The sequence below is a fragment of the Nostoc sp. DedVER02 genome (assembly GCF_034530675.2).
In the GTDB taxonomy this organism is placed as follows: Bacteria; Cyanobacteriota; Cyanobacteriia; order Cyanobacteriales; family Nostocaceae; genus Nostoc.
Genome location: NZ_JAVRCP020000021.1, coordinates 1 through 23313 on the forward strand (window position 1 = coordinate 1; position 23313 = coordinate 23313).

General features: G+C 40.7%; 20 protein-coding genes. 10 read left to right on the forward strand and 10 right to left on the reverse strand.

Features of this window, described 5'->3' with window-relative positions; genetic code table 11:
• Nucleotides 1-219: 219 nt before the first annotated feature.
• Nucleotides 220-696: a BON domain-containing protein gene (locus RMZ41_RS20130; RefSeq protein ID WP_322639833.1), complete on the reverse strand. Its 477-nt coding sequence runs from the start codon at nt 694-696 to the stop codon at nt 220-222.
• Nucleotides 697-807: 111 nt separating this feature from the next.
• Nucleotides 808-2088 carry a histidine kinase gene (locus RMZ41_RS20135; RefSeq protein ID WP_322639834.1) on the reverse strand — a complete coding sequence of 427 codons (1281 nt, stop codon included), beginning with the start codon at nt 2086-2088 and terminating at the stop codon, nt 808-810.
• A gap of 681 nt (nt 2089-2769) precedes the next feature.
• Here RMZ41_RS20135 and RMZ41_RS20140 point away from each other — a divergent pair.
• Nucleotides 2770-5892: an MFS transporter gene (locus RMZ41_RS20140; RefSeq protein ID WP_322639835.1), complete on the forward strand. Its 3123-nt coding sequence runs from the start codon at nt 2770-2772 to the stop codon at nt 5890-5892.
• A 206-nt stretch (nt 5893-6098) separates the two neighbouring features.
• A complete protein-coding gene (locus RMZ41_RS20145; protein WP_322639836.1) occupies nt 6099-6587 on the forward strand; it encodes a molybdenum cofactor biosynthesis protein MoaE in 489 nt (162 codons plus the stop codon).
• A gap of 383 nt (nt 6588-6970) precedes the next feature.
• Here the strand turns inward: RMZ41_RS20145 and RMZ41_RS20150 are convergent, their stop codons facing one another.
• A complete protein-coding gene (locus RMZ41_RS20150) occupies nt 6971-7804 on the reverse strand; it encodes a hypothetical protein (RefSeq protein ID WP_322639837.1) in 834 nt (277 codons plus the stop codon).
• A 323-nt stretch (nt 7805-8127) separates the two neighbouring features.
• Between RMZ41_RS20150 and RMZ41_RS20155 the strand changes: the two genes are divergently transcribed.
• Entirely contained in the window at nt 8128-8448 is a 321-nt protein-coding gene (locus tag RMZ41_RS20155) for a hypothetical protein (RefSeq protein ID WP_322639838.1), read from the forward strand.
• Between the two features lie 33 nt (nt 8449-8481).
• Here the strand turns inward: RMZ41_RS20155 and RMZ41_RS20160 are convergent, their stop codons facing one another.
• The 5 genes from RMZ41_RS20160 to RMZ41_RS20180 form a co-directional block, all read right to left on the reverse strand.
• Nucleotides 8482-8826 carry a DUF2103 domain-containing protein gene (locus RMZ41_RS20160; protein ID WP_322639839.1) on the reverse strand — a complete coding sequence of 115 codons (345 nt, stop codon included), beginning with the start codon at nt 8824-8826 and terminating at the stop codon, nt 8482-8484.
• 5 nt (nt 8827-8831) lie between these two features.
• On the reverse strand, nt 8832-9158 hold the full coding sequence (clpS, locus tag RMZ41_RS20165) for an ATP-dependent Clp protease adapter ClpS (RefSeq protein WP_322639840.1): 327 nt from the start codon (nt 9156-9158) through the stop codon (nt 8832-8834).
• Between the two features lie 130 nt (nt 9159-9288).
• The gene (locus RMZ41_RS20170; protein WP_322639841.1) at nt 9289-11319 is read right to left on the reverse strand and encodes an FAD-dependent oxidoreductase; all 2031 of its coding nucleotides are present in this window, start codon (nt 11317-11319) and stop codon (nt 9289-9291) included.
• Nucleotides 11320-11546: 227 nt separating this feature from the next.
• Nucleotides 11547-12812: a hypothetical protein gene (locus RMZ41_RS20175; RefSeq protein WP_322734337.1), complete on the reverse strand. Its 1266-nt coding sequence runs from the start codon at nt 12810-12812 to the stop codon at nt 11547-11549.
• Between the two features lie 49 nt (nt 12813-12861).
• Nucleotides 12862-14844: a DNA cytosine methyltransferase gene (locus RMZ41_RS20180; RefSeq protein ID WP_322639843.1), complete on the reverse strand. Its 1983-nt coding sequence runs from the start codon at nt 14842-14844 to the stop codon at nt 12862-12864.
• 262 nt (nt 14845-15106) lie between these two features.
• On the opposite strand from RMZ41_RS20180, the gene RMZ41_RS20185 reads away from it, so the two are divergent.
• Nucleotides 15107-15280: a hypothetical protein gene (locus RMZ41_RS20185; RefSeq protein WP_322639844.1), complete on the forward strand. Its 174-nt coding sequence runs from the start codon at nt 15107-15109 to the stop codon at nt 15278-15280.
• A gap of 179 nt (nt 15281-15459) precedes the next feature.
• Here the strand turns inward: RMZ41_RS20185 and RMZ41_RS20190 are convergent, their stop codons facing one another.
• Both RMZ41_RS20190 and RMZ41_RS20195 read right to left on the reverse strand, forming a co-directional pair.
• Complete coding sequence (locus RMZ41_RS20190; RefSeq protein WP_181154152.1) at nt 15460-15783, reverse strand: hypothetical protein; 324 nt, start codon at nt 15781-15783, stop codon at nt 15460-15462.
• Nucleotides 15784-17029: 1246 nt separating this feature from the next.
• Nucleotides 17030-17851, reverse strand: coding sequence for a hypothetical protein (locus RMZ41_RS20195; protein ID WP_322639845.1), 822 nt, complete (start codon nt 17849-17851; stop codon nt 17030-17032).
• 105 nt (nt 17852-17956) lie between these two features.
• Here RMZ41_RS20195 and RMZ41_RS20200 point away from each other — a divergent pair, with 105 nt between their 5' ends.
• From RMZ41_RS20200 to RMZ41_RS20225, 6 genes are all read left to right on the forward strand, one after another.
• Entirely contained in the window at nt 17957-18754 is a 798-nt protein-coding gene (locus RMZ41_RS20200) for an HAD family hydrolase (protein WP_322639846.1), read from the forward strand.
• 50 nt (nt 18755-18804) lie between these two features.
• A complete protein-coding gene (locus RMZ41_RS20205) occupies nt 18805-19545 on the forward strand; it encodes a Uma2 family endonuclease (protein ID WP_322639847.1) in 741 nt (246 codons plus the stop codon).
• 326 nt (nt 19546-19871) lie between these two features.
• Nucleotides 19872-20042: a hypothetical protein gene (locus RMZ41_RS20210; RefSeq protein ID WP_322639848.1), complete on the forward strand. Its 171-nt coding sequence runs from the start codon at nt 19872-19874 to the stop codon at nt 20040-20042.
• A 237-nt stretch (nt 20043-20279) separates the two neighbouring features.
• Entirely contained in the window at nt 20280-21074 is a 795-nt protein-coding gene (rpsB, locus tag RMZ41_RS20215) for a 30S ribosomal protein S2 (protein WP_322639849.1), read from the forward strand.
• Between the two features lie 210 nt (nt 21075-21284).
• Nucleotides 21285-22229: a translation elongation factor Ts gene (gene tsf / locus RMZ41_RS20220; RefSeq protein WP_322639850.1), complete on the forward strand. Its 945-nt coding sequence runs from the start codon at nt 21285-21287 to the stop codon at nt 22227-22229.
• Between the two features lie 221 nt (nt 22230-22450).
• On the forward strand, nt 22451-23290 hold the full coding sequence (locus RMZ41_RS20225) for a hypothetical protein (RefSeq protein WP_322639851.1): 840 nt from the start codon (nt 22451-22453) through the stop codon (nt 23288-23290).
• Nucleotides 23291-23313: the final 23 nt, after the last annotated feature.

A 23313-nucleotide genomic window follows, 5' to 3' on the forward strand; every position in this document is an offset into this window, starting at 1 on the left:
TACTGAGGATGCCAGGGTAAAACTGCAACATCTTTATCCAGTTTTTGAGGAGGAGGAATCTGTTAGTTCTAATGCAACATTTTAGCTGTGTCAGTCCACTACAAATACTGAGTACTGAGTAGCAAGAAGATTACCCAGGACTTCCGCACTATCGTAAAAGCCCCGCCCCTCGTGGGCGGTTTTTTAACTCAGCACTTTTAACTCAGCACTCAGCACTTTTTACTGTGGTTTACCTGAGCTTGTTGGTGGCGCAACAGTTGTTTTAACAACTACAGATTTGACACCTTTAATTTGTTTAGCTAAAGTTTCAATTTTAGCCAACTCCTGCTGATTGTTGACAGTTCCTCCGACAGTGACAACTCCATCCTTTGTGGCATCAACTGTTATTTGACCTTTGGGGATGTTTGCCTCTAGCTTGGAGCGAACTTCGCTTGCTAAATCACCTTTAGCTCTATCTGTATCGCCACCAGTGGTATTATTGCGCTGTTCGCGGGCACGGATATCAGCATCAAGTTGTCTTCTGCGAACTTCACTTTGTGCGTCTTTTTGAGAAGCTTCTGTTGTTTGTGCAGTTGGTGTTTGTGCAGCCTCATTAGGGTTATTGGGTGCAGATTCACTTGTTTTAGAAGCGTTATCACAAGCAGCAACACCAAAGACTAAAAAGGCACTAATTAAGAAAGGGGTTAGCTTTTGCATAGGTTTAATTCGCAATCGAAAAATTGAATTTGTTGGTTTTTACAGCAGAAGTGAGGAGCAAAGTTTTCAAATTCTTGAAACAGAATTCCGAATGAATTCTATTAATTTGAATTAAAGTGTTTCATCACGACGGTCAACAATGACTACAGCAGGATCGTTTCCACGAACGTCTGCTGAGTAATTGGTGCGATCGCTATTTACAACTCCTGTATCGTGATGTGTAACTCTATCTACACCTGGGCGATGCTGGCTGATATCAGTGGCATCATAGACAGCATATTCTTCAATACCTCGACGATTGAGAATCGCTTCAGCTTGGTTGATTTCAGCTTGGGTACCATCAATAATTACCAAGTAGTCGCCTCTTTGGAAGCGATCGCTATATACCCGCGCCCTGTCTTCAGGAATTCCCAAGCCAACCAGTGCGCCAACAATACCACCAGCTGCTGCACCAATCGCACCACCAGCTAAGGTTGTTGCCAAAGCTGTTGCTACTGCACCACCCGCAATCACAGGCCCAATTCCAGGAATTGCTAAAGTTCCAAGTCCAACTAATAAGCCAGTCAAGCCACCTACAACACCGCCTGTAGCTGCTCCAGCTTTTGCACCATCGTCTGCTTTATTACCTGCACCAACGTTTTTATCTACATCTACACCAGCGATCCCATGACCGTTTGCATCTTTGGCGATGATGGATACACTACTTAAGGGAAAACCTGCATCTCTTAATTCTGTGATTGCTGCTTCTGCATCTCGGCGATGAGGAAAGACTCCAATCGCGCGTCTAGCAACACCACTATGAGCGACATTAACGTTAGAGGTTGGAGCTACATAATCAGCATTTCTAGCATCTGGGTTGTCATAAATACCAAACTCTTCGACACCACCCTGACGGAGAACTGTTTCTGCTCTAGCAATTTCTGTATCTGTACCATCAACGATGACTAAATAATGTCCGCGTCTTACACGTTCGTCGTAAACTTTAGCTCGTTCTTCGGGAATTCCTAAACCAATCAATGCACCGAGCAAACTACCAGCTACTGCACCAATACCAGCACCCGCGAGAGTTGTAGCTAAGGTTGTTGCTGCGGCTCCAGCCAGCATAATTGGCCCAATTCCTGGAATTGCCAAAGTCCCAAGACCGACTAATAAACCAGTCAATCCACCTAAAGCTCCGCCTGTAGCGGCTCCGAGTTTAGCGCCATCGTCAGATTTATCACCGACGCGATCGCGCACTTCAGCCCCAGCAATATCATCTCTTTCTCCGTCTTGAGTAATGACAGAGACTCTATTCATGTCAAAGCCAACTTTTTTTAATTCATGTAGCGCATGTTCAACATCTCGACGATGAGAAAATACACCTACAGCACGTTTATGTAGACCTACAACCATTATCTTTATCTCCTCAGCAAAAATTAATTATTCACTAATTTATAGCTCCTAATAAACTTTATTAATACATGTTTACTTTTAGTTTTCATCAATCGCTTGGAAGAATTTTTACCTCTATCATTAGGCATAGGTGTTTTTATCTATAGGTAGTAAAAATCTTTAAGTATCAAAGTGTTTACAAAAATTAGATTTTAACCATTTTATTTTTCTTAAAAACTTAATTTCAAGGTTAGTTTAATCTCTAAATCAGAATATTCATTCAAAATATATAGTGGAAATTAAGCCACTCCTGGAAAAAATATAGTAATCAGGTTTTATTTATAAAAATATCCGTAGGATCTGTTAGCGACAGCTTAACGCATCAAACCCTTAATAATAGTGCTACAATAGCTAACTTCGTTCAAAAATCAAATAGTAATACTATATTGGGATGATACTTTGGCATGAAATAAAACTAAACAAATCAGGCTATATTTTTTGTTTTTATGAAATTACAAAACTTTATATTGGTTTGTTAGTTGAAAATTAATAAACCAATGTAATGTAAGTTTTTATAAAATACAACTTTTGACAAACAAAGTTCTTACCTAAGAAAGTGTCACTCTATTTAAGTGGCAACTAAATTAATAGATAAGCCATTTTAGTAATGGTTCTTTAACTGAAAATAAGTGAGAAAATCCTATGTTTCAAGGTGTTTTAAATATTTGGGGATGGAACTCGCTACCCTTTGGATTAGCGCCAATCACTTTAGCTCAACAAGTATTAACTCCAGAAGAAGCATCAGTTGTTTTTTCTGGCCCTAAAATCTTGGTAGCATTGGTGGCTGGGGTGTTAATGGCCTTTGCTTTTCAATTGTTATTTACAAACTTCTCAGTAGCTGTAGGAATTTCATCCTGGGAAATTGATTCAGATTCTGATGATGAGTCAGAAGGTTTGGGTAAAACAATTCGTAAGGTTCAAAGCAAAGTTGGTGCTTGGGTATTAATAACCGCTAGCATTGCATTATTTATTGCTTCTTTTCTAGCGGTAAAACTGAGCTTAATCGAAAGTGAATCTCTAGGAGCAATTATTGGTGTAGTAATTTGGTCTACCTATTTTTCACTAGTAATTTGGTTGGGTTCATCGGCATTAGGTTCTTTAATTGGTTCTATCTCTAATACTGTCACTTCTGGTTTTCAAGCTTTGATGGGTACAGCAACGGCTGGTATCGGTGCTAATGCTGCGAAAAAACAGTTAGTTTCTACAGCTGAAGATATTACAGCCGCAGTCCGACGGGAATTAACTTCAGGTTTCGATCCTGAAGGAATTAAAAACACACTCCAAAGTTCTTTAGGTTCTCTGCAATTGCCAAAGCTGGATGTTAAAGAAATTCGCACCCAATTTGACCAGCTTCTTAAAGATACAGATTTGCAATCTATTGCTAACAGCGAACTATTAAAAAACATCGATCGCCAAACATTTATTGATTTAATCAGCAGTCGCACAGATTTTTCTAAAGAAGAGATCAATGGCATTGCCGACCAATTTCAAGGTGCTTGGCAACAAGCTTTGAATCGTCAAAATCCCACAGAACAAGTAATTAATTTACTTAAATCTGCTACACCTGAAGAACTTAATTCCGAGCAATTGGGCGAAAGGCTTCAACAACTGGTTACATTTGGAGGCGGTAATGGCAATGGTGTAATTAAGCAAGCTATTCGATATGGTTTGAGCGCTGCTGCACCAGCCGTTTTGGAGCGGGTAAACCTTTCTGATATTGATGTCAGTAAAATTACAACTCAGTTGCAAAAGCTAAAAGAAAAAGTTCAAGATGTCGATGTCGATCGAGTCACAGAACAATTTCAAGAGTTTAGAAAGCAAGCAACTAAGCAAGTATCTACAAAATTGCCAATATCACTTGAAAACGCGATTAAAGCAGATGTCGAAGACTACATATTGAATTCGTTCCCTTGGCACTTTAACCGAATTACCCTCGTAGATGAATTTAAAGAAGTTATCTATGACGTAAATGCAGATCCGACAACTGTTAGACGGGAGTTGGAAGAAATAAATCAAGAATATTTCACTAACTTGCTAAAGCAGCGAGATGATTTGGGTGAAGCCAGGGTGAAAGAAATTTCCGAACAAATGGAAAGCGATCGCTTGGAAGTTTTAGAGACTGTAAAACAGGCGCAAACGCGAGAAAAAGGGCAAGATTTCCGCACGCGCATCGAAGATTATCTGCGTTCAACCGGGAAAGAAGAACTCAACCCTGAAGGTATTGAACGAGACTTTGGCAAGTTGCTAGACGATCCACAAGCTGGCTTTGAAGATTTAAGTAGCCGCTTCGGACAATTTGACCGCGATACTTTTGTACAATTGCTCAGTCAGCGTCAAGATATCAGCGAAGAGGAAGCTAATAATATTGTTGGTCAACTCGAACGCAATCGCGATAATGTCTTGAATCGCGCTAGAGAATTGCAAGAACAAGCAAAAGCGAAAGCTGATGAACTGCGCCAAAGAGTTGAAGACTATCTGCGGAATACTAATAAAGACGAACTCAATCCCGAAGCTATCAAACGTGAGTTTAAAGTTCTACTAGACGATCCGCAAGCTGGAATTAGCTTGTTACGATCGCGTCTAGCGCAATTTGACCGCGACACATTGGTACAATTGCTCAGTCAGCGTCAAGATTTGAGCGAAGAACAGGTAAACCAAACTCTCGATCAGCTAGAATCAGTCCGAGATAGTATTTTGCAAGTACCGCAGCAAGCAAAAGAACAGTACGAAAAAACTACAAAAGCGATCGCAGAATATCTCCGCAATACCAATCTAGAAGAACTCGATCCAGAAGGTATCAGAAGCGATTTGGAGAAATTACTCGACGATCCTAAAGCTGGAGCCTTAGCACTGCGCGATCGCTTATCTCATGTCGATCGAGAAACCTTAGTTCAACTCGTGAGTCAGCGCGGAGACTTGAGCCAAGAGCAAGTTAATCAGATTATCGATCGCGCTCAAGATGCTATTGGTGATATTATCAAAGCGCCAAAACGTTTAGCAAAACGTACCACTCAAGTAGCTTTAGATTTTGAAGCCAATCTTGAAGAATATCTGCGTAATACCAACAAAGACGAACTCAACCCTGAAGGAATCAAACGCGATTTACAATTGCTGCTGTCTTCTCCCCGCGCGGGAATTGGAAGTTTAAGCGATCGCGCCTCGAAATTTGATCGTTCGACAATTGTGGCACTGTTATCTCAACGTGAGGATATCTCAGAAGAAGAAGCTAACCGAATTGTGGATCAAATTGATTCGGTTCGTAGTTCCATTGTCGAGCAATTTCAGCAGATACAGGAAAGGGTGCAATCAGTATTGGATGGAGTTTTTGCCAAAGTTCGCAACTATCTCAACTCCCTGGATCGTTCTGAACTCAATTATGAAGGCATTAAGCAAGACTTTTCCAAAGTATTCGACGATCCACAAGCTGGATTTGAAGCATTGCGCGATCGCCTCAGTCAATTCGATCGTGATACCTTAGTTGCTGTCATCAGTTCTCGTGAGGATATCTCTGAGGCGGATGCTAATCGCATTATCGATCAAATAGAATCAGCGCGGGATGGCGTACTGCAACGAGCCGAACGCATTCAGCAAGAAACGCAAAAACGTTTGAAAGCTATCCAACATCAAGCTAAAAAGCAAGCCGAAGAAAGCAAAAAAACCGTTGCCAATGCTGCTTGGTGGATATTTGGTACAGCGATTACTTCCCTAGCAGCTAGTGCGATCGCAGGTGCGACTGCTGTAGCAGGAATACCTCTACCTCGTTAAATATAGCAAGGGACTGGGGACTGGGTGAAAAGTCTTTTTGTGTCTAAGTTTCATCAACAGATGATGTCCTAACCACAAAGGCTTGTGCTATATATCTTCCTCATCAGGAATTTTGAAAAAATACAAAGTGGTATTCAGTTTTTATAAATGAATACCACTTTTTTTTAGAGACAATAGAAAAAGTCTACATAAATACAAACACAGTTATGACAACTACACTTAACTCTGCTGTTAAACCAAGAGCCGAAGATAGTTTTGCCATTAGCTTTGCACCATTGTCTCTTGAAGAAATTTATACCAAGTCTGAAGATCCAGCCAACGGTGCTGTCGTTATCATGAGTGGCGTAGTTCGGAATCAAACCGATGGTAAACCTGTCATTGCTCTAGAATATCAAGCTTACGAACCAATGGCATTGCGGGTATTTTATCAAATAGCTGCTGATATTCGTTTATCTACGTCTGATGTGAATCGAGTAGTAATTCATCATCGCACCGGACGTTTGCAAGTTGGAGAAATTAGCGTTTTAGTAGCAGTGGGTTGTCCTCATCGGAGTGAGGCGTTTGAAGCTTGCCAATATGCTATTGATACCCTCAAACACAATGCACCTATATGGAAAAAAGAAATTTGGCAAGATGGTTCTAGTTGTTGGGTGAGTATTGGTGCTTGCGAACAGTTAGGAGAAAATTGTTTTTAGTACAGTTAGTTTTGCAGCGTTTTTAACATTGTATCGAGATGCATTGGCATTGCAGAGGCACGCATTAACGTTGTATCGAGATGCATTAGCATTGCAGAGGCACGCATTAACGTTGTATCGAGATGCATTGCCATTGCAAGGGATTGCCAAATTTAATTCGCTACAAATTAGTGAAATGCTGTACTTAGCAATTGGGTAAAATGGCTAAATGCACCGCTATCAATGTACAACAGTCCCTGCTCCTATTGTTATAGCAACAGCCAAGGTGGTTATGACATCAACAAATGATTAAACTTAGACGCAAAAACACTTTTTACCCAGTCCCCAGTCCCCAGTCCCCAGTCCCCAGTCCCCAGTCCCCAGTCCCTTGCTATACAAGTCTCTTATTTACAATAATCTTTAGCGCTTTGAGTGGAATTAACGCTTACTTGTGACCATTCTCTAATCACGAATTCGCTTAAACCAACGTGGGGCGATCGCTTGGCATCAAGGCTTTGCCAATCACTTTGACTTCCCCAGTCATAAGTGTATCCTAGTTGTGTCCACGGATAATGAACAACGGGAGTTGATGAGTTACTTGGTGAACCGTAGCGGCTTTGAAATTGCTGGGTAAACCAATCTTGATAGGTGGTTGAGATTGACTCAAAGGCGTTAGGTACTGGAAATTCCACTTCTGCCTCGCGATCGCTAATGTTAGGATCTCGACTAGGACGAAAGAGCGATCGCGGTTCTACCCAAAGTTCAACTATATATCTGGTTGTAGTCGCGGAATCTGGAGGTAAACCCAATAATTGGTTGAGTCGATACTCTAAAGATGTTTGGCTAGTGGAACGGTACGTTTTGCAGAATTTTTGTAAGTCGGGAGCAGCCGTAACCCATAAATCGCGTGGTAAAAGCATCACTTTACCCAAATTATCTGCATATCCACGAAAGCTAGTCCAAGCTACTACTAAAACCCGGCTTTTGTCCCATTTAAGATCGGAGTTATACGGAACAATCGGAGTCAAATTTCGATAGATTTTACGAGGTTCTGCAATTTTTGCATCCTCTACTGCATCTAGATAAGCTTGTGGTAAGGGTGATTGCTCTGAAGTATTTCCTCTTGTTGATTGTGCCAGAGATGCAGAATTTAAAAAAGCTACGGTAAGACCGATCAGAATTGCAGCATAAGGGAAAACTCGCTTTTTAGTGCGATCGCTAGCCTGAACTAAATTCATATTCTTTTTTAAGATTTGGGAAGTTTAAAGATAAAGATGGCGATCGTCAAGCAGCAAACTTAAGAAAATTTTGCAAGCGATCGCTTGTTAAATTCCAGAATGGATATTTTCTTCTTCAACCATTCCTACTGGAATATAAGACAAATTATTTTAAACTCCCCGCAAATAATTAAATAATATTTATATTTGCAAAACAACAATTTTTGTTGCATTTGTTTACATAATTTGCATTGCTCTATTGAGGTTTGTAAATAATTTGTATTTCTGCAAGGAATATTCCTTTAGACTGATCTTTAACCGAAAAATGTGGGAATTAAACACAAATGCATTCGTTAAATATATTTTGTCACGAATCTGTAGTTGCTGTTTCTTTTGTAGCTTGCATTATTGGACTAGTGTTACTGTGGGACAGCAAGCAACAAAAAAATGATGTGGAAGAAACAGAGCAGATTCTATTTAGAATGAGCTTTACTTATTGGTTGGTTTATTGTGTAGCCTTTGGTATAGAGAAAATGGTTATACCTGATTGGGAATCTGTAGTTATGACTTTGAGAATAACTACTGCTCTGTCATATTTCTTAACTTTTTCGTGTATTGTGAGTCTGCCACTACACAAATTTGCAGTCCACCGTGTTGAAGAGTAGACATTGGAATTGGGAATTGGGCATTGGGGATGATTAAGATTTCATTGCGATCGCTAATGCCGTTTCCAGTTCTGACTGTGCCAATGGAGTCAAAATAAACACTTCTTGCACTGTTTTTCCCTGCCGTGCAATTACTTTATAGCCGCCGCGAATCGGTACAGAGACACGCAGTTGCATTTTTGGGCAATGACCTCTCGATCGCCCCAGTACTCCTGGCGTTACGGTTTGAATGCCATCTTGCTGACAAAGACGTTCTAAAATTGGGATCAGACCAGAAAGGTGTGTCGAGTGGTTCCAAACCAATCTGGCAGCTTTTTGTGTTCGCGTAGCGTCTCGTAGAGAAGTCGCCCGGAGTGAATCTGCGGTGGGTTTGCCCATAATAATTAAGCTGCTTCTAGAGGTGCCATTGTCAAACCTGCTCGGCGCAGCTGCTGATGATAGAGTTCCGCAGGTTCTTGAGGGCCGACCCAAACGATCGCTTGACCTTCATAGTGTACCTGATTAGTCAGATCCCACGCGCGATCGCCACTCATCCCTGGAATATATTTCATCAAACATTCAGACACATGTTGGAATGTATTAAAATCATCGTTTAATACAATCACTTTATAATTGGGATAAGTCTTACGGATAACTTGACTAGACCGTTCAGGAGCTTTAGTTGGTGCTGTGGCCATCCCGTAAATATCTGCTGAAAGTGTCGTAATCATAAAACAATTGGTCAATAAGATTTTACAAAACTACAACTAACTAGTTTAGTGCATTGTCAGTTGTCCGTTGTCATTTGTCCTTTGTCATTTGTACTTAACAAATGACAAATGACCAATGACAAATGACTATTTACCGCCAATTATCCCAGTTTTCGTTAAAAATAGATGTATCGGGGAAGGCGGTGGGGTTGCCATTTTGTTGCAAAAGCCGTTTGAGTGCTTCTAGTTGTGGCTCTTGTTTGGGTAAATCATCGACTAGTTGGTAGGGTGCGATCGCATTTTTAATGGCAAAACTAGCAACAGTTCCCGCAGCCGCACCAGACGACCATTCAAAGGAATGGACTCGATAAGCAGCAGCAGCAATATGACTGGTAGCAATGCTTTTGCCTCCTACCAGCAAATTATCAATCTTCTGGGGAATCATTGCCCTGAGAGCAATTTGGAAGGGATAAGCTTGACCCGCACCACGCCTTTCACCCGGACGTTCTGTATTACCAGGGGCTTCTGGGGGACTATTCACCATGCAAGGATGGAAATCGATAGCGTAGTGACCAATACCCACAGCATCGGGGAAGATGGTAGAACGAGTCCGTCGCATTGCCTTCTCTGGTGGGACTTTACCATCAATTACTGATACTGCTTCCAAACCTGCAACTGCTGCTCGTAGCCTCCGATACATATCTGCTGGTAAAGTCTGGGAGTAATACTTATCGTTGTAATCTCGGCGAGAAATATCAATTTCCCAAATACTAAAGCCACCAGATTGTCCCCAACTGGGGCGGCCAATGATACGCCGTCCTTCTCGCATATAGGGATATTTCGATAAACCATGCACTGTCCCCATTGGGGAATTTAAACCCGAAACAAAGCGGTTATTGCTTTGTTGCTGCTTTACACCATCCCCCAGTTGAGAATCTGTAGTCCCAGCCACTAGCCAATAATAGAAAGAGAGAGCATTTTCCTCAGCTTTGCGGAGGGTTTCTGTCCGCAGTCCTCCCATCCAGCCCCCTGGGTTTAACTGTCCAGTACTTTGTAACTGTTGGCGACTGTAAATCAGGTTATCTTGGGCTGTTCCTGGGCGGTAATCGTTACCCCAAGTCCAGTTTTGCATAGAGATATCCCCTGGTGTAGAAGCATCAAAACTTACACCACCGAATTTTGTCGGTTTCCCTTTATTTGGACTCCAAATGCGACGATAGGTGAAAACTAAATCAAAGTTAGCCAGTCGCGTTAATTCATAGCTAAAATATGGCGCATATTGTGAATAAAATGGGGGCATTGTCTGCGGTTGCGGTTCCTTAGTTGCCTCCATTGCAAAGGTGTAAGTAAATCCTTGAGGGCAATAAGGATCGTTGTTGGTGCTGGAAGCAGAGGGTTCTAGGTAAGAACGGGCATCAATACCCAATCGGTAGGGAACATCAGCAAGGGCAATAATTTCTCCAGTTTCGCTGGCATCTACGACGTACCACTTAGGAGCATTCCCTTTCGCTACCTTGGGGAGGAAACGAAGAATAGTTTTGGTAAATCGAGATGAGTTTTCATAACTATAAGAATCTTCAATACTTTGAGATAAAGTAAAGGTATTGAGAGGTGGTGCGCCTTTTGGTGGTTGATGTTGGATTGCGATCGCACCATTAATTATTTTGCCATCAGCAGCGATTTCCAAATCCTTAATTACCGTGTTGGGAAACCATTGCAACTTCCCTTTACCCTGCTTCTGGGCATCTTTGAGCATCTGAACTAAAATGTTGTGAGCATCACGGGGAAGAAAGCAGGATTCACTTACCCAGCAATCACCGGGGTTAAGTTTACCGTATTTGCGCCCAATGCGGTTTCGCAATTCCAGATAGCCGCGAGAATAGAATTTGAGAGCGCGCTGAGTTGGGCGTTCGTCTAACGCAGATGTCCCTTGAGAAGAAATTTGTCCTCCTAGCCAGTCAGTAATTTCCGTGAGACAAACCGTTCGTCCTGCTAGCAACCCCTCGTAAGCTGTGGCGACACCAGATAGTCCACCACCCACAACTAAAATCTCGCAGTTGACACTTTTATCTGGGGTTCTCGGTGGTGTGGCGTTTACGGAATCAAATGCAACTAAGGTAGATATTAAATTCAGACCGATCAGTGATGTTAAGCTATAAGCTACTTTGTGTCTGTGCTTCATGGTTAAAAAACCGTTCCAAATCCTGTGTCACCTTGTAGAAGGTAGCATCTAGCAAATGTTTAACTCAAGCGATTTTTCACAATGTAATCTACGCGATATAGCCTGGGATTAAAGGTTTTGAAGCGAATAGCACGCTCGAACAGGTGAAAATCTTAATAAAATAAGTATGAGCGCTTGGTTCAATTCTCACTTCACTCAATTCTTGAAGATGAACGGCATTCAGCTATTCACTTAATCAGAGTCTCATTTAGTTTAAGCAGCCATTGATAACATGGCTCATCAATTGGAGCAATCTCCCTGCGTTGCTGCGCTAAAGATTCTGTGTAAGCTATAAGCCAAGCAGAAGCAAGTTCTTGTTCAGTTGCAACCTCTTCTGCTAATGTATGAGCAAACTGTAGCTCTACCCATTGCTCAAAAGTAAGTATTTCAAGGGATATTCCAAATATTTCTTCAATTTCATGACATCTAGGCACAAGTTCATCAATACGTTCAGCTTCAAGACTTGTAACAAAACCAGCCTTTTTAACGGCGGGATGTATTTCCAGTTTTTCTGATAACTCCTCAATCTCATCTCGCAAGTATGACTTACCATACTTAGCATCCCAAGCCTCCACAATTTGTCTATCCTCTAAAAGTTCAATATCACCGATATTGCCATGCTTCTTATTGGCTGATCGCATTTGCGAAAGTGGTTTTAGCAAACTGTTGGGAAAAACTTGATATTCTTGCATAGCCTGCATTAAGCTATGCATGGCTATCTCCATTAAACGAGCAGCGTAATCAGATTGATTAATATGACGCAGTATAAGACTTAATGAAATTCCTTTATCAATAATTGTTGCTCCCAAAAAGGAAGCCAAATTCTCAATAGTCTGGGAAGCTAATCTTCTAAAGTTATCTGCTTGATTGAGTAGTTGCGAAAGAAGATAACGTAGTGCTAATTCAGAAACTATTTCATCTTTCTCAATTGACTCAACAAGACTTATCCATTCAGAACGTGCGCCTCTTATATTTGCTTTATATACAGATGAATACGGATAATTTTCTGCTAAACTCCGTGTCATCATGAAACCATCCGCATTCAATCTTAGTAGTTCATGTTTTCGTAAGACAGGTGTAATGTATTGCCTATCAAGAGAACGCATAGAGATACCATCACACCAAGAAAAGTCTCTTGTAGCCGTACTACCTTTGTGTAACCTAATACTTTGTTGTGCATCAATTGCCTTAACACACAATTGTAGAATTGATAAACCCACTAATGCTCTACCAACTTCGCTAGTGACTGACTGTACAAGTCTATCTAAAAGGTATTTATGCGCTGGAATCAGTAGCAAGAAATCAAGATTTGATGAAAAATCTCTGCAAAACAAAATCTGTCTCTCTAAGTAACCTCCAGACAATTCTGCTGCTATTTTTTTGTACCGTATCTTTGCAGCTTGACTCATTCCTCCTTCTTGAAAGTATTGAATTGTTCCATCAGGTAAAACCAACTCACTTCTGTTTGTATAGACTCTTAGGTGTAGCTCATTCATGATGTGCTTATAAACTCTTGCGAAGTTGTACACTTTTAGGATTTAGCGTAGGAAAAGCGTAAGGAATTAAATACTCACCTTTGTTAATTTGTGGATTTGTGTTATTATTCCTAACTTCGTAACCCATAGCTCGTAGAGACTGAAGATAGGAGAAAACATCTTCTGCTTTCACACCCCATAAGTCTGCAAGCTCTGTAGCGGAAAGTTGAGAAGCAGTACCAATACACCTCGCTACACATTGGATTACACGCCAAAGCGAATTAATCTTCAATTGAGGATGAAAGGTTATGATTCCACTAATTCGGGCATTGTATTGATAATATCCAGATAACTGCACTAAATCCGCTTTTCCTGTAGCTTCAGTTAACTTCTCTTCAAAAGCTTTCCAAAGAGATGTATATAACTGTATATCAAGAGCCTTACCACAAAGCTTAACTGAATGTGTTCCCAGAACCCATTCATTGTGACCATAAGATGGATTAATATCTATAACAAATTGATTTTCTTCTTCACAATTCTCATTGATACCTGCTGTGAATGTCCAGCAAGTATCATTCAAATCGTATGATATATAAATTTTTACACATTCAGCGCTTTGTTCACTTGTCCAAGAGAAATCAGCAGATAAAAATCTGATCATTTTTCCTTTGTTTTCATATTGAAAACGAGGTACAGATAAAATTTTTCCTGTTTTACATAAATCTGCAATTGCAGATTTAGCCTTTTCAGAATAAATTTTAGTTAACTTTCTTTTACGCTGCCGAAAACCTAGTTTTTTATTTTCAGGTAAGTAAACTATAGGAAAAGGTAATTCCAATTTAATTACTTGTTCTATAATACTAAGAGCCAATATCCGGCCAAGTTGAGGAGGTACTGAATTTCCGATTTGTTCAATAGAAACTTGCCTATTACCAAGAATTTCATAGTCATCAGGAATAGTCTGTAATCTCTTTAGCTCTGCAATCGAAAATCTACGATTTTCCCAACAAAAAGGCCCGGTGTATTGTCCACCTTGTGCCTTAATTGTGCGTAGTGGATTTGTTGGATCTGCTTTGTAGAGAAAATCTGAAAATTTTGATCTCCAGCTAAATATTGGGTTAGGATAACCCATCTCTTTTGTATAAAAACTGTAGTTTAGTCCAGGTGGTATATGTTCGAGTAGATGCCCAAAACGTCCGCCTAAATCTAAACCTGTTTCAACCTCTGAAATATCAGCACCTTCTACAGCTTCTCCTGCTGAATAATAAGAATTTTGATTAAGAGAATCAGGGCCATGAGTAGGATAGGGAAATAAATATTCACCCTTTTTTAATCCAACAATAAATAAACGCTCCCGATGTTGAGGTACTCCATAATCAGCGGCATCAAGAATACGAAAATAAATATTATAGCCAACTTCTCTAAAAGCTTCTTGAATTTCTTGCCAAGCTTCTCCTCCATTAGCACCAGTAATTCCATATACATTTTCAAATAGAAATCCTTTCGGCTTAAGTAGATTCAGAATACGAATATATTCTTGAAATAGTGTACCTCTAACATCAGTTGTTCCAGACACTCCAGCCGCCCTACGTCCGGCAGCAGAGAAAGTTTGACAAGGAGGGCCTCCAATAATAAAATCTATCGTGAGATGAGATTCAGGTAAATACTTTCTAATATCAATACAAATAGGTTCAGAGCCTGCTAGCCACTTATCTGGTAAGGAATTTCTTTTTAAAGTCTGAACATACTTGGCTTCAAGTTCTACCATTTGAATGATTTCAAAGCCAGCATCATGAAATCCAATATCTAATCCACCACCACCAGAAAATAAGCTGAGTGTTTTAATGGGAATATGTCCTTGTTGGATCAGCCATTGGCGGAGAGATTTACCAAAATTATCAGTCCATGCTGGTTCTTGCCTCACTGCAAGAATGGTTAAAATATTCTGGAACCAATTTGTATTTGTTGGCTCGGAGCTAGACACATCAGAGAAAAGAGACAACTGTTGCATTACGTAATTTAAAATATAGCCCTTGGAGATTGGGTACAATATTCTTTGGTGAGACAAAGGGGTTAGAGGCTAGAGACTAAAGTAGTGTATTATATCCATCAAAAAATCGCTATAGATGCTCTAGAGATACAAGGGCTGAGGGGCTAAAGCGTAGGTTGGGCTTATTGAGAGATTTATGTGTTGCAAAGATTTTTGGAAATGGTAAATTGTCTTTTTCTCGTGCGAAAATCCCCTAAGTCGCCTCAAAATCGGGAATATCTGCATGGTAATAGCTTCTTTTCAAGCGGCTGCGATCGCAAGTCAGAAAAACGTCACTCGGCAAAGTTATTTTAGGCTTTCTTCCGTTTTCTTCACCACACTCTTACGCTCTCGCTCTGCTTCGATTAATACAGATGTGGGCTGTTTAACCACTTGTGTTAGTACATCCGATCGCTGAACTGTTTTAAGATAATTGCGATCGCAACCTACCCGTGAAAAAATCTGCCCAAGTTTAATCCCTACCTGAAAGACCAACTTTAGATATGTGGTAATTTCGTCTCTCTATCTGAAATTAAAAACTGCTCTTGCCGAAAGTAGACAAGAGCAGTTTTTAATAGCAAAGCCCAAAATAATAATTTAGGCATCTTCAAGTTCAAATTGAGCCACTGTAACGGCGTTAAAAGCGAAAGCTAAAACCAATGGCATCGGCGACTGAAACCAAAAGGTAAAAAGAACAGCTAAAATTGTTCCAATTACTGCGGACATCGACCACAATCTTTCTTCAAAGGTTAATCCCTTCTCAGCTTTAATCACTCTGAGAACATTGACTGGGATTGGTTCTGGCATTACCCCACCTGGCGGAAAAGCCCAGAAGTTGTTACGTCGCTCTACAAATAAATCTGTCCAGCCATTTTCTTGGCACCATGCCTCAATCCATTGAAGTGAGTAATGATTCATCATCGCGTTTCGGAGTTCGGTTTGTAGAAGTTGTGTACTCTGCGAATATAAACTCTTGGAGATTCCTAACTAACTAATCGCTATAAAATTAATCGCTAATTATCCAACTTTTAAGCTTTGTTAAGTAGTTGAGACGCATATAATTACGCTCAAACCTTACTTTCACTAATTAAAACATTAGCAGTTGATGGAGTCTGTTTAATTTAAAAGACAATAAACTTTACTTGAAAGGTTGAAAGTCAAGAAATTTAAATAACCCAGTGAGTATTACTGCTTAATAAACCTCTTGATATCCTAAAATTCCAATCTAAAAATAAATAATTGTGAACAAACCAACAAGGATAGGCATAGTCCGTCTTAGACTTTGCTTTCTCCGGCGAAACTATTCCTTTAGAGTTAGTAATTTCAAGTTTGACCTTTATATATATATAAAGAGAGATAGTTTCTGCTTTTTTGTATAGGATTACTGTTTGATTTTTTGCAAAAACCTCGGTACGCCTTAATATCCTGGAATCCTCTGGACTGCTGCCTTTTGCTTAATAAGCTAATTAATTTTAAGAATCAAACCGGATTCCTATATATTCTGTTAAAGCTTGTGTAGTGTCAAAAATAATTGTTAATTAATCAAATTATTGATATTTAGGACTAGGGCATATTTTCAAAATCTTTATATCCTAAGACATAGGCGATCGCTATGTTGTCACGAGCAACAGATGAGGTTTAAGTAACGAACAGTGGATAGATTATACCATTTCTGTTTAAAAGTTACGCAAAACTACACGCGGTAGGGACAATTCATAAATTGCCCCTACCTGAGTATTAAAGTTTTGGCTATTGTTTGCATGAGTCCTGTCTGCTACTGGAAAGGTTAAATATTTACTTTTAAACCATACAGGCGCAGAAAACACAAAGCAAAAAAGAGATTTTTGGAGTTATAGCACAAGCCTTGGTGGTTAGGACATCAACAGATGATGAAACTTAGACACAAAAAGATTTTTCACCCAGTCCCTAGTCCCCAGTCCCTTGCTATACCTTGAAAAGGCTAATACATATTGACAGAAGTAGCTAAATATGTATGCAGATTTTCAGGCATTCAAGTTTGATTTTTCACTATTAGCTAGCGATGCCTATGCCGGACTACGCTAGCTTGAAACAATCAATTTAATAATGCATACGAAAGTCATTTTGTACAGTTCGTCAGTCCTTAATCTATTACATTTAATTACGTCTACCTACCTAAAGCCATAATTTATTGTTTAGCCGAGCCTGATTTTTTCATTCCAGGTTGGTTTGGCGGAGTTGGAGAATTTGCTTGGCGACTAGTACGAAAAGTCACATTCACGCCTTCATTGGATTGCTCCAGAACCAGTAGAGGCGTGGGTTTAGCCTTTTGATCCCAATGCATAGTAGCAATCCGACCCTGAAGTGTTGGTTGCCAACTATCTTCATCTTCTATGGGGCTTAGGTAAGTTTCTATACAGTCAATAATTTGACTAATAGTTGCAGAAGTTGCTTGCGTTGGTAACTTCATCAACCGAACTTGAATGCGAAACAGCACTCGTTTAGCAGAGTTCCCTGGACTACCAGTTTCATACTCTACATCAAAAGTTTCATCTACTTGCCGTCCAGAGCTATTAGCAATTCCGACTGCTCCTTGTTGGGCTTGATTTGGACGCAGAGCTTGAGTAACTTTATCTTTGATCTGAATCTTCACCTGATTAAGGATTGCAAAATGAAACACCTCCTCTGACATCCGCATTCGCAGATAATCTAGGTTAAAGTCCCGCGAGTTGACCAAATCGGGATTAGTTTCCATTTTGCGAATCGTTTCCAGCGCCAGCTTAAACTTTTTTTCTAATTCTCGCGCCCGGAATTGTTCAAACTTAAGTTTTTTCTCCAGCTTATCCTTCTGGAGCTTACTATAAACAATTAAAGCAATCACCGCGAAAGCCAGTCCTCCAGAAGTTACCAACAATAGCGGTGGTATTTGAGGATTACTTGCTGGCACTTCCTGGGTTGCTTTTTTAGGCTTTGTCCCAGAGGATTGGGCAAGAAACATCGAAGTGGACATGGTTGCAAACTGAAAAACTTGACTCCTGATGTTTAGGATGCCCAAATTTTCCATACCATCTTGCTGTATGATTAATATTTTTCACAGCTTTTTACAAAACCACGTATGTCCAGACATTTGAGCGTTCCTGCCCTGTCTGAGGTTTCATCTACAAGCTTGAGCAATATACGTCTGATAGCCACAGATATGGATGGCACATTAACTAGACGAGGAAAATTTACTTCTGCACTGCTGCAAGCTTTAGAGGATTTAGCGGCTGCTGACATTCAGGTAATGATTGTCACAGGACGTTCTGCTGGGTGGGTGAGTGGATTGAGTGCGATTATGCCAGTGGCAGGTGCTATGGCAGAAAATGGCGGTTTGTATTTTCCGCCTGGAAACCAGAAACCAGTAGTTTTAACACCCATTCCCGATTTAGTTAAACATCGCCAGCACTTAGCTACAACTTTTGAGAATTTACAAACTAAATTTCCTCAAATCCAAGAATCTGCTGATAATCGTTTTCGCGTTACCGACTGGACTTTTGATGTAGCTGGTTTGAGTCAAGATGAACTACAAACCCTAGATGGTCTTTGTCAACAAATGGGTTGGGGATTTACTTATAGCAATGTGCAGTGTCACATTAAACCCCAAGGGCAAGATAAAGCTGTGGGATTGTTACAGGTGTTGCGCGAATATTTGCCCCAGTACTCACCAGAACAAATTGTTACTGTGGGCGATAGTCCCAATGATGAAAGTTTATTTGATCGGCGTTATTTTCCTATTTCTGTAGGAGTGGCGAATGTGCTGGAATATATAAATCAGTTGAAATATCACCCTGCTTACATAACCACTGCTGCCGAAGGCGAAGGATTTTGTGAATTATCTAGTTATATATTGAAAAGCTTGCACATCTCAAGTTAGAGAGAAGTAGAGTTGTTCTACAATAATCTCGTAGCACTGATTTTACAACTATGACGGCTACTCTACCTGTTAATGTCGAATCAGAAATCTTCTACCCTAGTGCTGATGGTCAACCAGTGGCAGAAACTTACGATCATCTTTATGCCTTGCTAAGTACTTTGGAAGTCCTGAAACAGTATTTGGCAAATCGTCAGGCAACAGTATTGGCAAATCAATTTCTTTATTATGCACAGGGTTTTCCCAAATTGCGGGTAGCCCCAGACGTAATGGTGATTTTTGATGTTGCACCTGGTGGCCGGGACAACTATAAAATCTGGGAAGAGGGTCAAGTACCCACAGTTATTTTTGAAATGACATCCTTTGGTACTAAAGGACAAGACGAAATTTTCAAAAAGACTCTATATGAGCAGCTAGGTGTCAAAGAATACTGGCTATTTGACCCCAAAGGTGAGTGGGTAGAACAACAGTTACGTGGCTATCGGCTGCGAGGAGAAATCTACGAACCCATACAAGATGGACGCAGTGAACCGCTACAACTGCGCTTGGTGATTGAGGGAAGCTTAATTGGGTTTTATCGAGAAGATACAGGGGAAAAATTACTCATCCCTGATGAACTGGTAGAGGCTTTGCGACAGGAAGTTTTGGCAAGGCAGCAAGCAGAAGAACTGGTAGAACAAGAACGCCAACGAGCAGAACAGGAACGTCAACGAGCAGAACAGGCAGAATTGCAGATAGAACAGTTAAAGGCAAGGTTGCGATCGCTCAATGTAGACCCCGATACTATTCACTAATTCCAAAAGTTGCAACACTGAATAGCTTGTTGTAGACATCACACTAAAGGCACTAATGAGTAAGTAACTGTGAAATCGAAAAATTGTTACACAAGTAAACAATTTGTTACCTATATCTTTGACATATTTATTACCTTAGACAGAATACAATAGATGGGTATTCACAGCGTTTCAATCTTGGAAATCTCAACAGTACTAATTTGATTGATGAAACTGTTTTATACATTCATTCGCCAGAGGTTAGCGTTTTATTTCCAACTTCCACTAGAAAGTCCAAGACCAATGTAGAGTCAAAAATTTACCTGTAAATACTGAGGTATAAAATTATGCAAGAAATTGAAAGATTCTTCAGCAACTTTTTCAGTGGCATACTCAACCGCTTTAAGTATTCTGCGATGGACGCTGCCGATCGCAAGATGAGAGAAACTATCGACGATCAAATAGAACAACGGCGACAAAAACCTAAGCCGAATGATCAAGAAGACCGGAATTTGTAATTCGTAATGACGCTTGCGGACTTGCTTTCTCGTGTCGCTAACATAATTTTGAGTTAAATACAAGCATAGCGCTTCCTATTGTTGAGTGGGCAGCGCTATTTTGTCGCCTCACCAAACTCTTGCAAATGTGCTAACCTAGTATGGTTAACTAATCTCGCACATCTAAGAATTCGGGTGTTTCCCAGTTGGGAAATGCACTTGGATGGAGGTTTAACCCGAATCGGAGTTAAAAAATTTATGCCAGTAGTTTCATTGGCTCAAATGATGGAGTCAGGGGTTCACTTTGGGCATCAAACCCGGCGTTGGAACCCAAAAATGTCTCCTTACATTTATACTTCCCGCAATGGTGTGCATATTATCGACTTGGTGCAAACTGCCCAGTTGATGGATAATGCTTACAACTACATGCGATCGCACGCAGAACAAGGGAAGAAGTTTCTTTTTGTCGGCACTAAGCGCCAAGCAGCTGGAATTATTGCTCAAGAAGCCAGCCGTTGTGGTTCCCACTACATTAACCAGCGCTGGTTGGGCGGAATGTTGACCAACTGGACAACTATCAAAACCCGGGTAGATCGTTTGAAAGATTTAGAACGCCGTGAAGAAACTGGCGCACTGGATTTATTACCCAAAAAAGAAGCATCAATGCTACGTCGGGAAATGACGAAGCTTCAGAAATACTTGGGCGGTATTAAAACAATGCGGAAAGTACCCGATATCGTGGTCATTGTAGACCAACGGCGGGAATATAACGCAGTTCAAGAATGCCAAAAGCTGAATATTCCCATTGTGTCCATGCTGGATACAAACTGTGACCCAGATGTAGTAGATATCCCCATCCCTGCAAACGATGATGCGATCAGATCAATTAAGCTGATAGTCGGGAAATTGGCAGATGCCATTTATGAAGGTCGTCACGGTCAGCTAGATGCTGAAGATGATTACGAAGATTATGACGGTAGTGAGTATGACGATGACTACGAAGAAAGCGATTATACTGATGCCGTAATTCCCGACGAGGAAACAGACGAATAGCGCTGAGTAAGATAGAAAGACTCAGCAAATCGGATAGTGCTGAGTCTTGATTTTTGAAGTTGTAAGTTGTGATTTGTCAATGAAGAATAAAATTGATAATTGAACACTCACAACTCAGCACGGGCTAAACGCCCCGCTAACGCTAACACAACTCAGCACTAAATTAAGTAACTGATTACAACTCGAGGTCAAGTTAGGAATTGAGGCAACATGGCGGAAATATCTGCAAAACTCGTCCAAGAGCTACGCCAAAAAACTGGTGCAGGCATGATGGACTGCAAAAAGGCGCTGATAGAGACTGAAGGTAACGTAGAAGAAGCCGCAGACTGGCTACGGAAAAAGGGCATTTCTAAGGCAGGGGCAAAAAGCGATCGCATTGCGGCAGAAGGTCTAGTAGACACTTACATTCAACCCGGTGGTCGAGTAGGTGTACTCATCGAAGTCAACTGCCAAACCGACTTTGTGGCTCGTAACGACGCTTTTAAAGCTTTAGTTAAGAATCTGGCAAAGCAAGCAGCGACTGCTGATAGTGTTGAGTCTTTGTTAGCTCAACAATATGCTGAGAATCCAAGCGGGACTGTAGAAGAATTCATCAAGCAAACTATTGCTACGCTCGGTGAAAATATCCAAGTGCGTCGCTTTATCAATTTTGCACTAGCGGAAGGCGCGCAAGGTGTAGTAGAAAGCTACATTCACACTGGCGGTCGAGTTGGTGTATTAGTAGAACTAGGTTCTCAAACGGAATCAGTAACTGCTAATTCCGAGTTTCAAAGCTTGGCACGGAACACCGCAATGCAAGTTGCAGCTTGTCCAAATGTCGAGTATGTAAGCGTAGACCAAATCCCACCCGAAGTTGCCCAAAAGGAAAAAGATATTGAAATGGGCAAGGATGATTTGGCGAACAAGCCAGATAACATCAAAGAAAAGATTGTTCAGGGACGGATTGAAAAACGCCTGAAAGAATTGACTTTGCTCGATCAGCCTTACATCCGCGATCAAAGTATTTCCGTAGAAGACCTTTTGAAGCAAGCAAAAACGCAATTAGGCGGCGAGATTCAAGTGACTCGCTTTGTCCGCTATATATTGGGCGAAGGCATTGAGAAGCAAGAAATTAGCTTTGCTGATGAAGTCGCTGCACAAATTGGCAGCATGTAATATTATTGGTCATTGGTCATTTGTCATTAGTCTCTACCAAGGATAAAGGACAAATGACTCTTTACTAAACAGGTCAAGCAAATAGCCTGACCTGTGTTTTTTTAGTAGATAGGTGAAATATTGCATTTAATTTAAAATCTAAAAACCTTTGGAAAGTTATTATAAAATAAATTCGTACATTTGTACTATGTAATAGTTCACATGGACAAGAACGAAAAGATATGGCAAGAGCAATCGAGCGAATTGAACGGGATATTGCAGCAGTAAAAGAAGCGATTCGGGCGATCGCAGTAGAACTACAAAGCGCTTATGCTAGTTATTTAAATACCTTGGGGCTAGCTGTAAAAAAACAGCTGATTTTGGCGAGTTATCATCTCTGTACACAGGGATATCCCGAAAACTTTCTACATTTATCATTAAATCAGCGTCAGCAATTGCAACAAGCCATTCGCAAGTTGTGTCAAGTGGCAGCAGAGCAATTGCTCAATTGTATTAAAAGTGAGGAAGCTAAAGTAAATAAGGGAGATGACGAAGATGAGGAGAATAAGGAAGTAACATCTTCTGAACTTTTGGACACCTCAAATTCTCAGCCTCTGAGCGCCGACACCTCTAATCCTATAGAACTAGCAAAATGGCAACAGAATTTAGAAGAGGTCACGCAAGAGATACTGAAAAAACTTTCCCATGATGCTAATCTTTTATTACAAAAATCTGGGGTATTACCCAAAAAATTACCAGAACCGATTTTAGCGGCTGCGGCTGCGGCGGCATCAGAAGCATCTGCTGAGGCTATGCCAGGGCCACCAAACTTATTAAACTTAGTAATTGAAATTGAAAATGAGCAGCAATCAGAAGATTCTGGACTGACCCAAATCATGGCTATTAACCTGCGGCTAGGGGAAATTGAATTTGCTGATGTGGCACTCTCCTCTGAACGCAGGCAAATCCGCAGTATTTTAGTTCAGCTAAACAAGCTAGGACGAGAGTATCAAAAGAAACATCGGGAAAAAGCGATCGCAGAAGCTGAAGCTGCATGGCGTGCTAGTTGGTTTGAGGATTAGTCATTTGTCCTACCCTGCGGGAA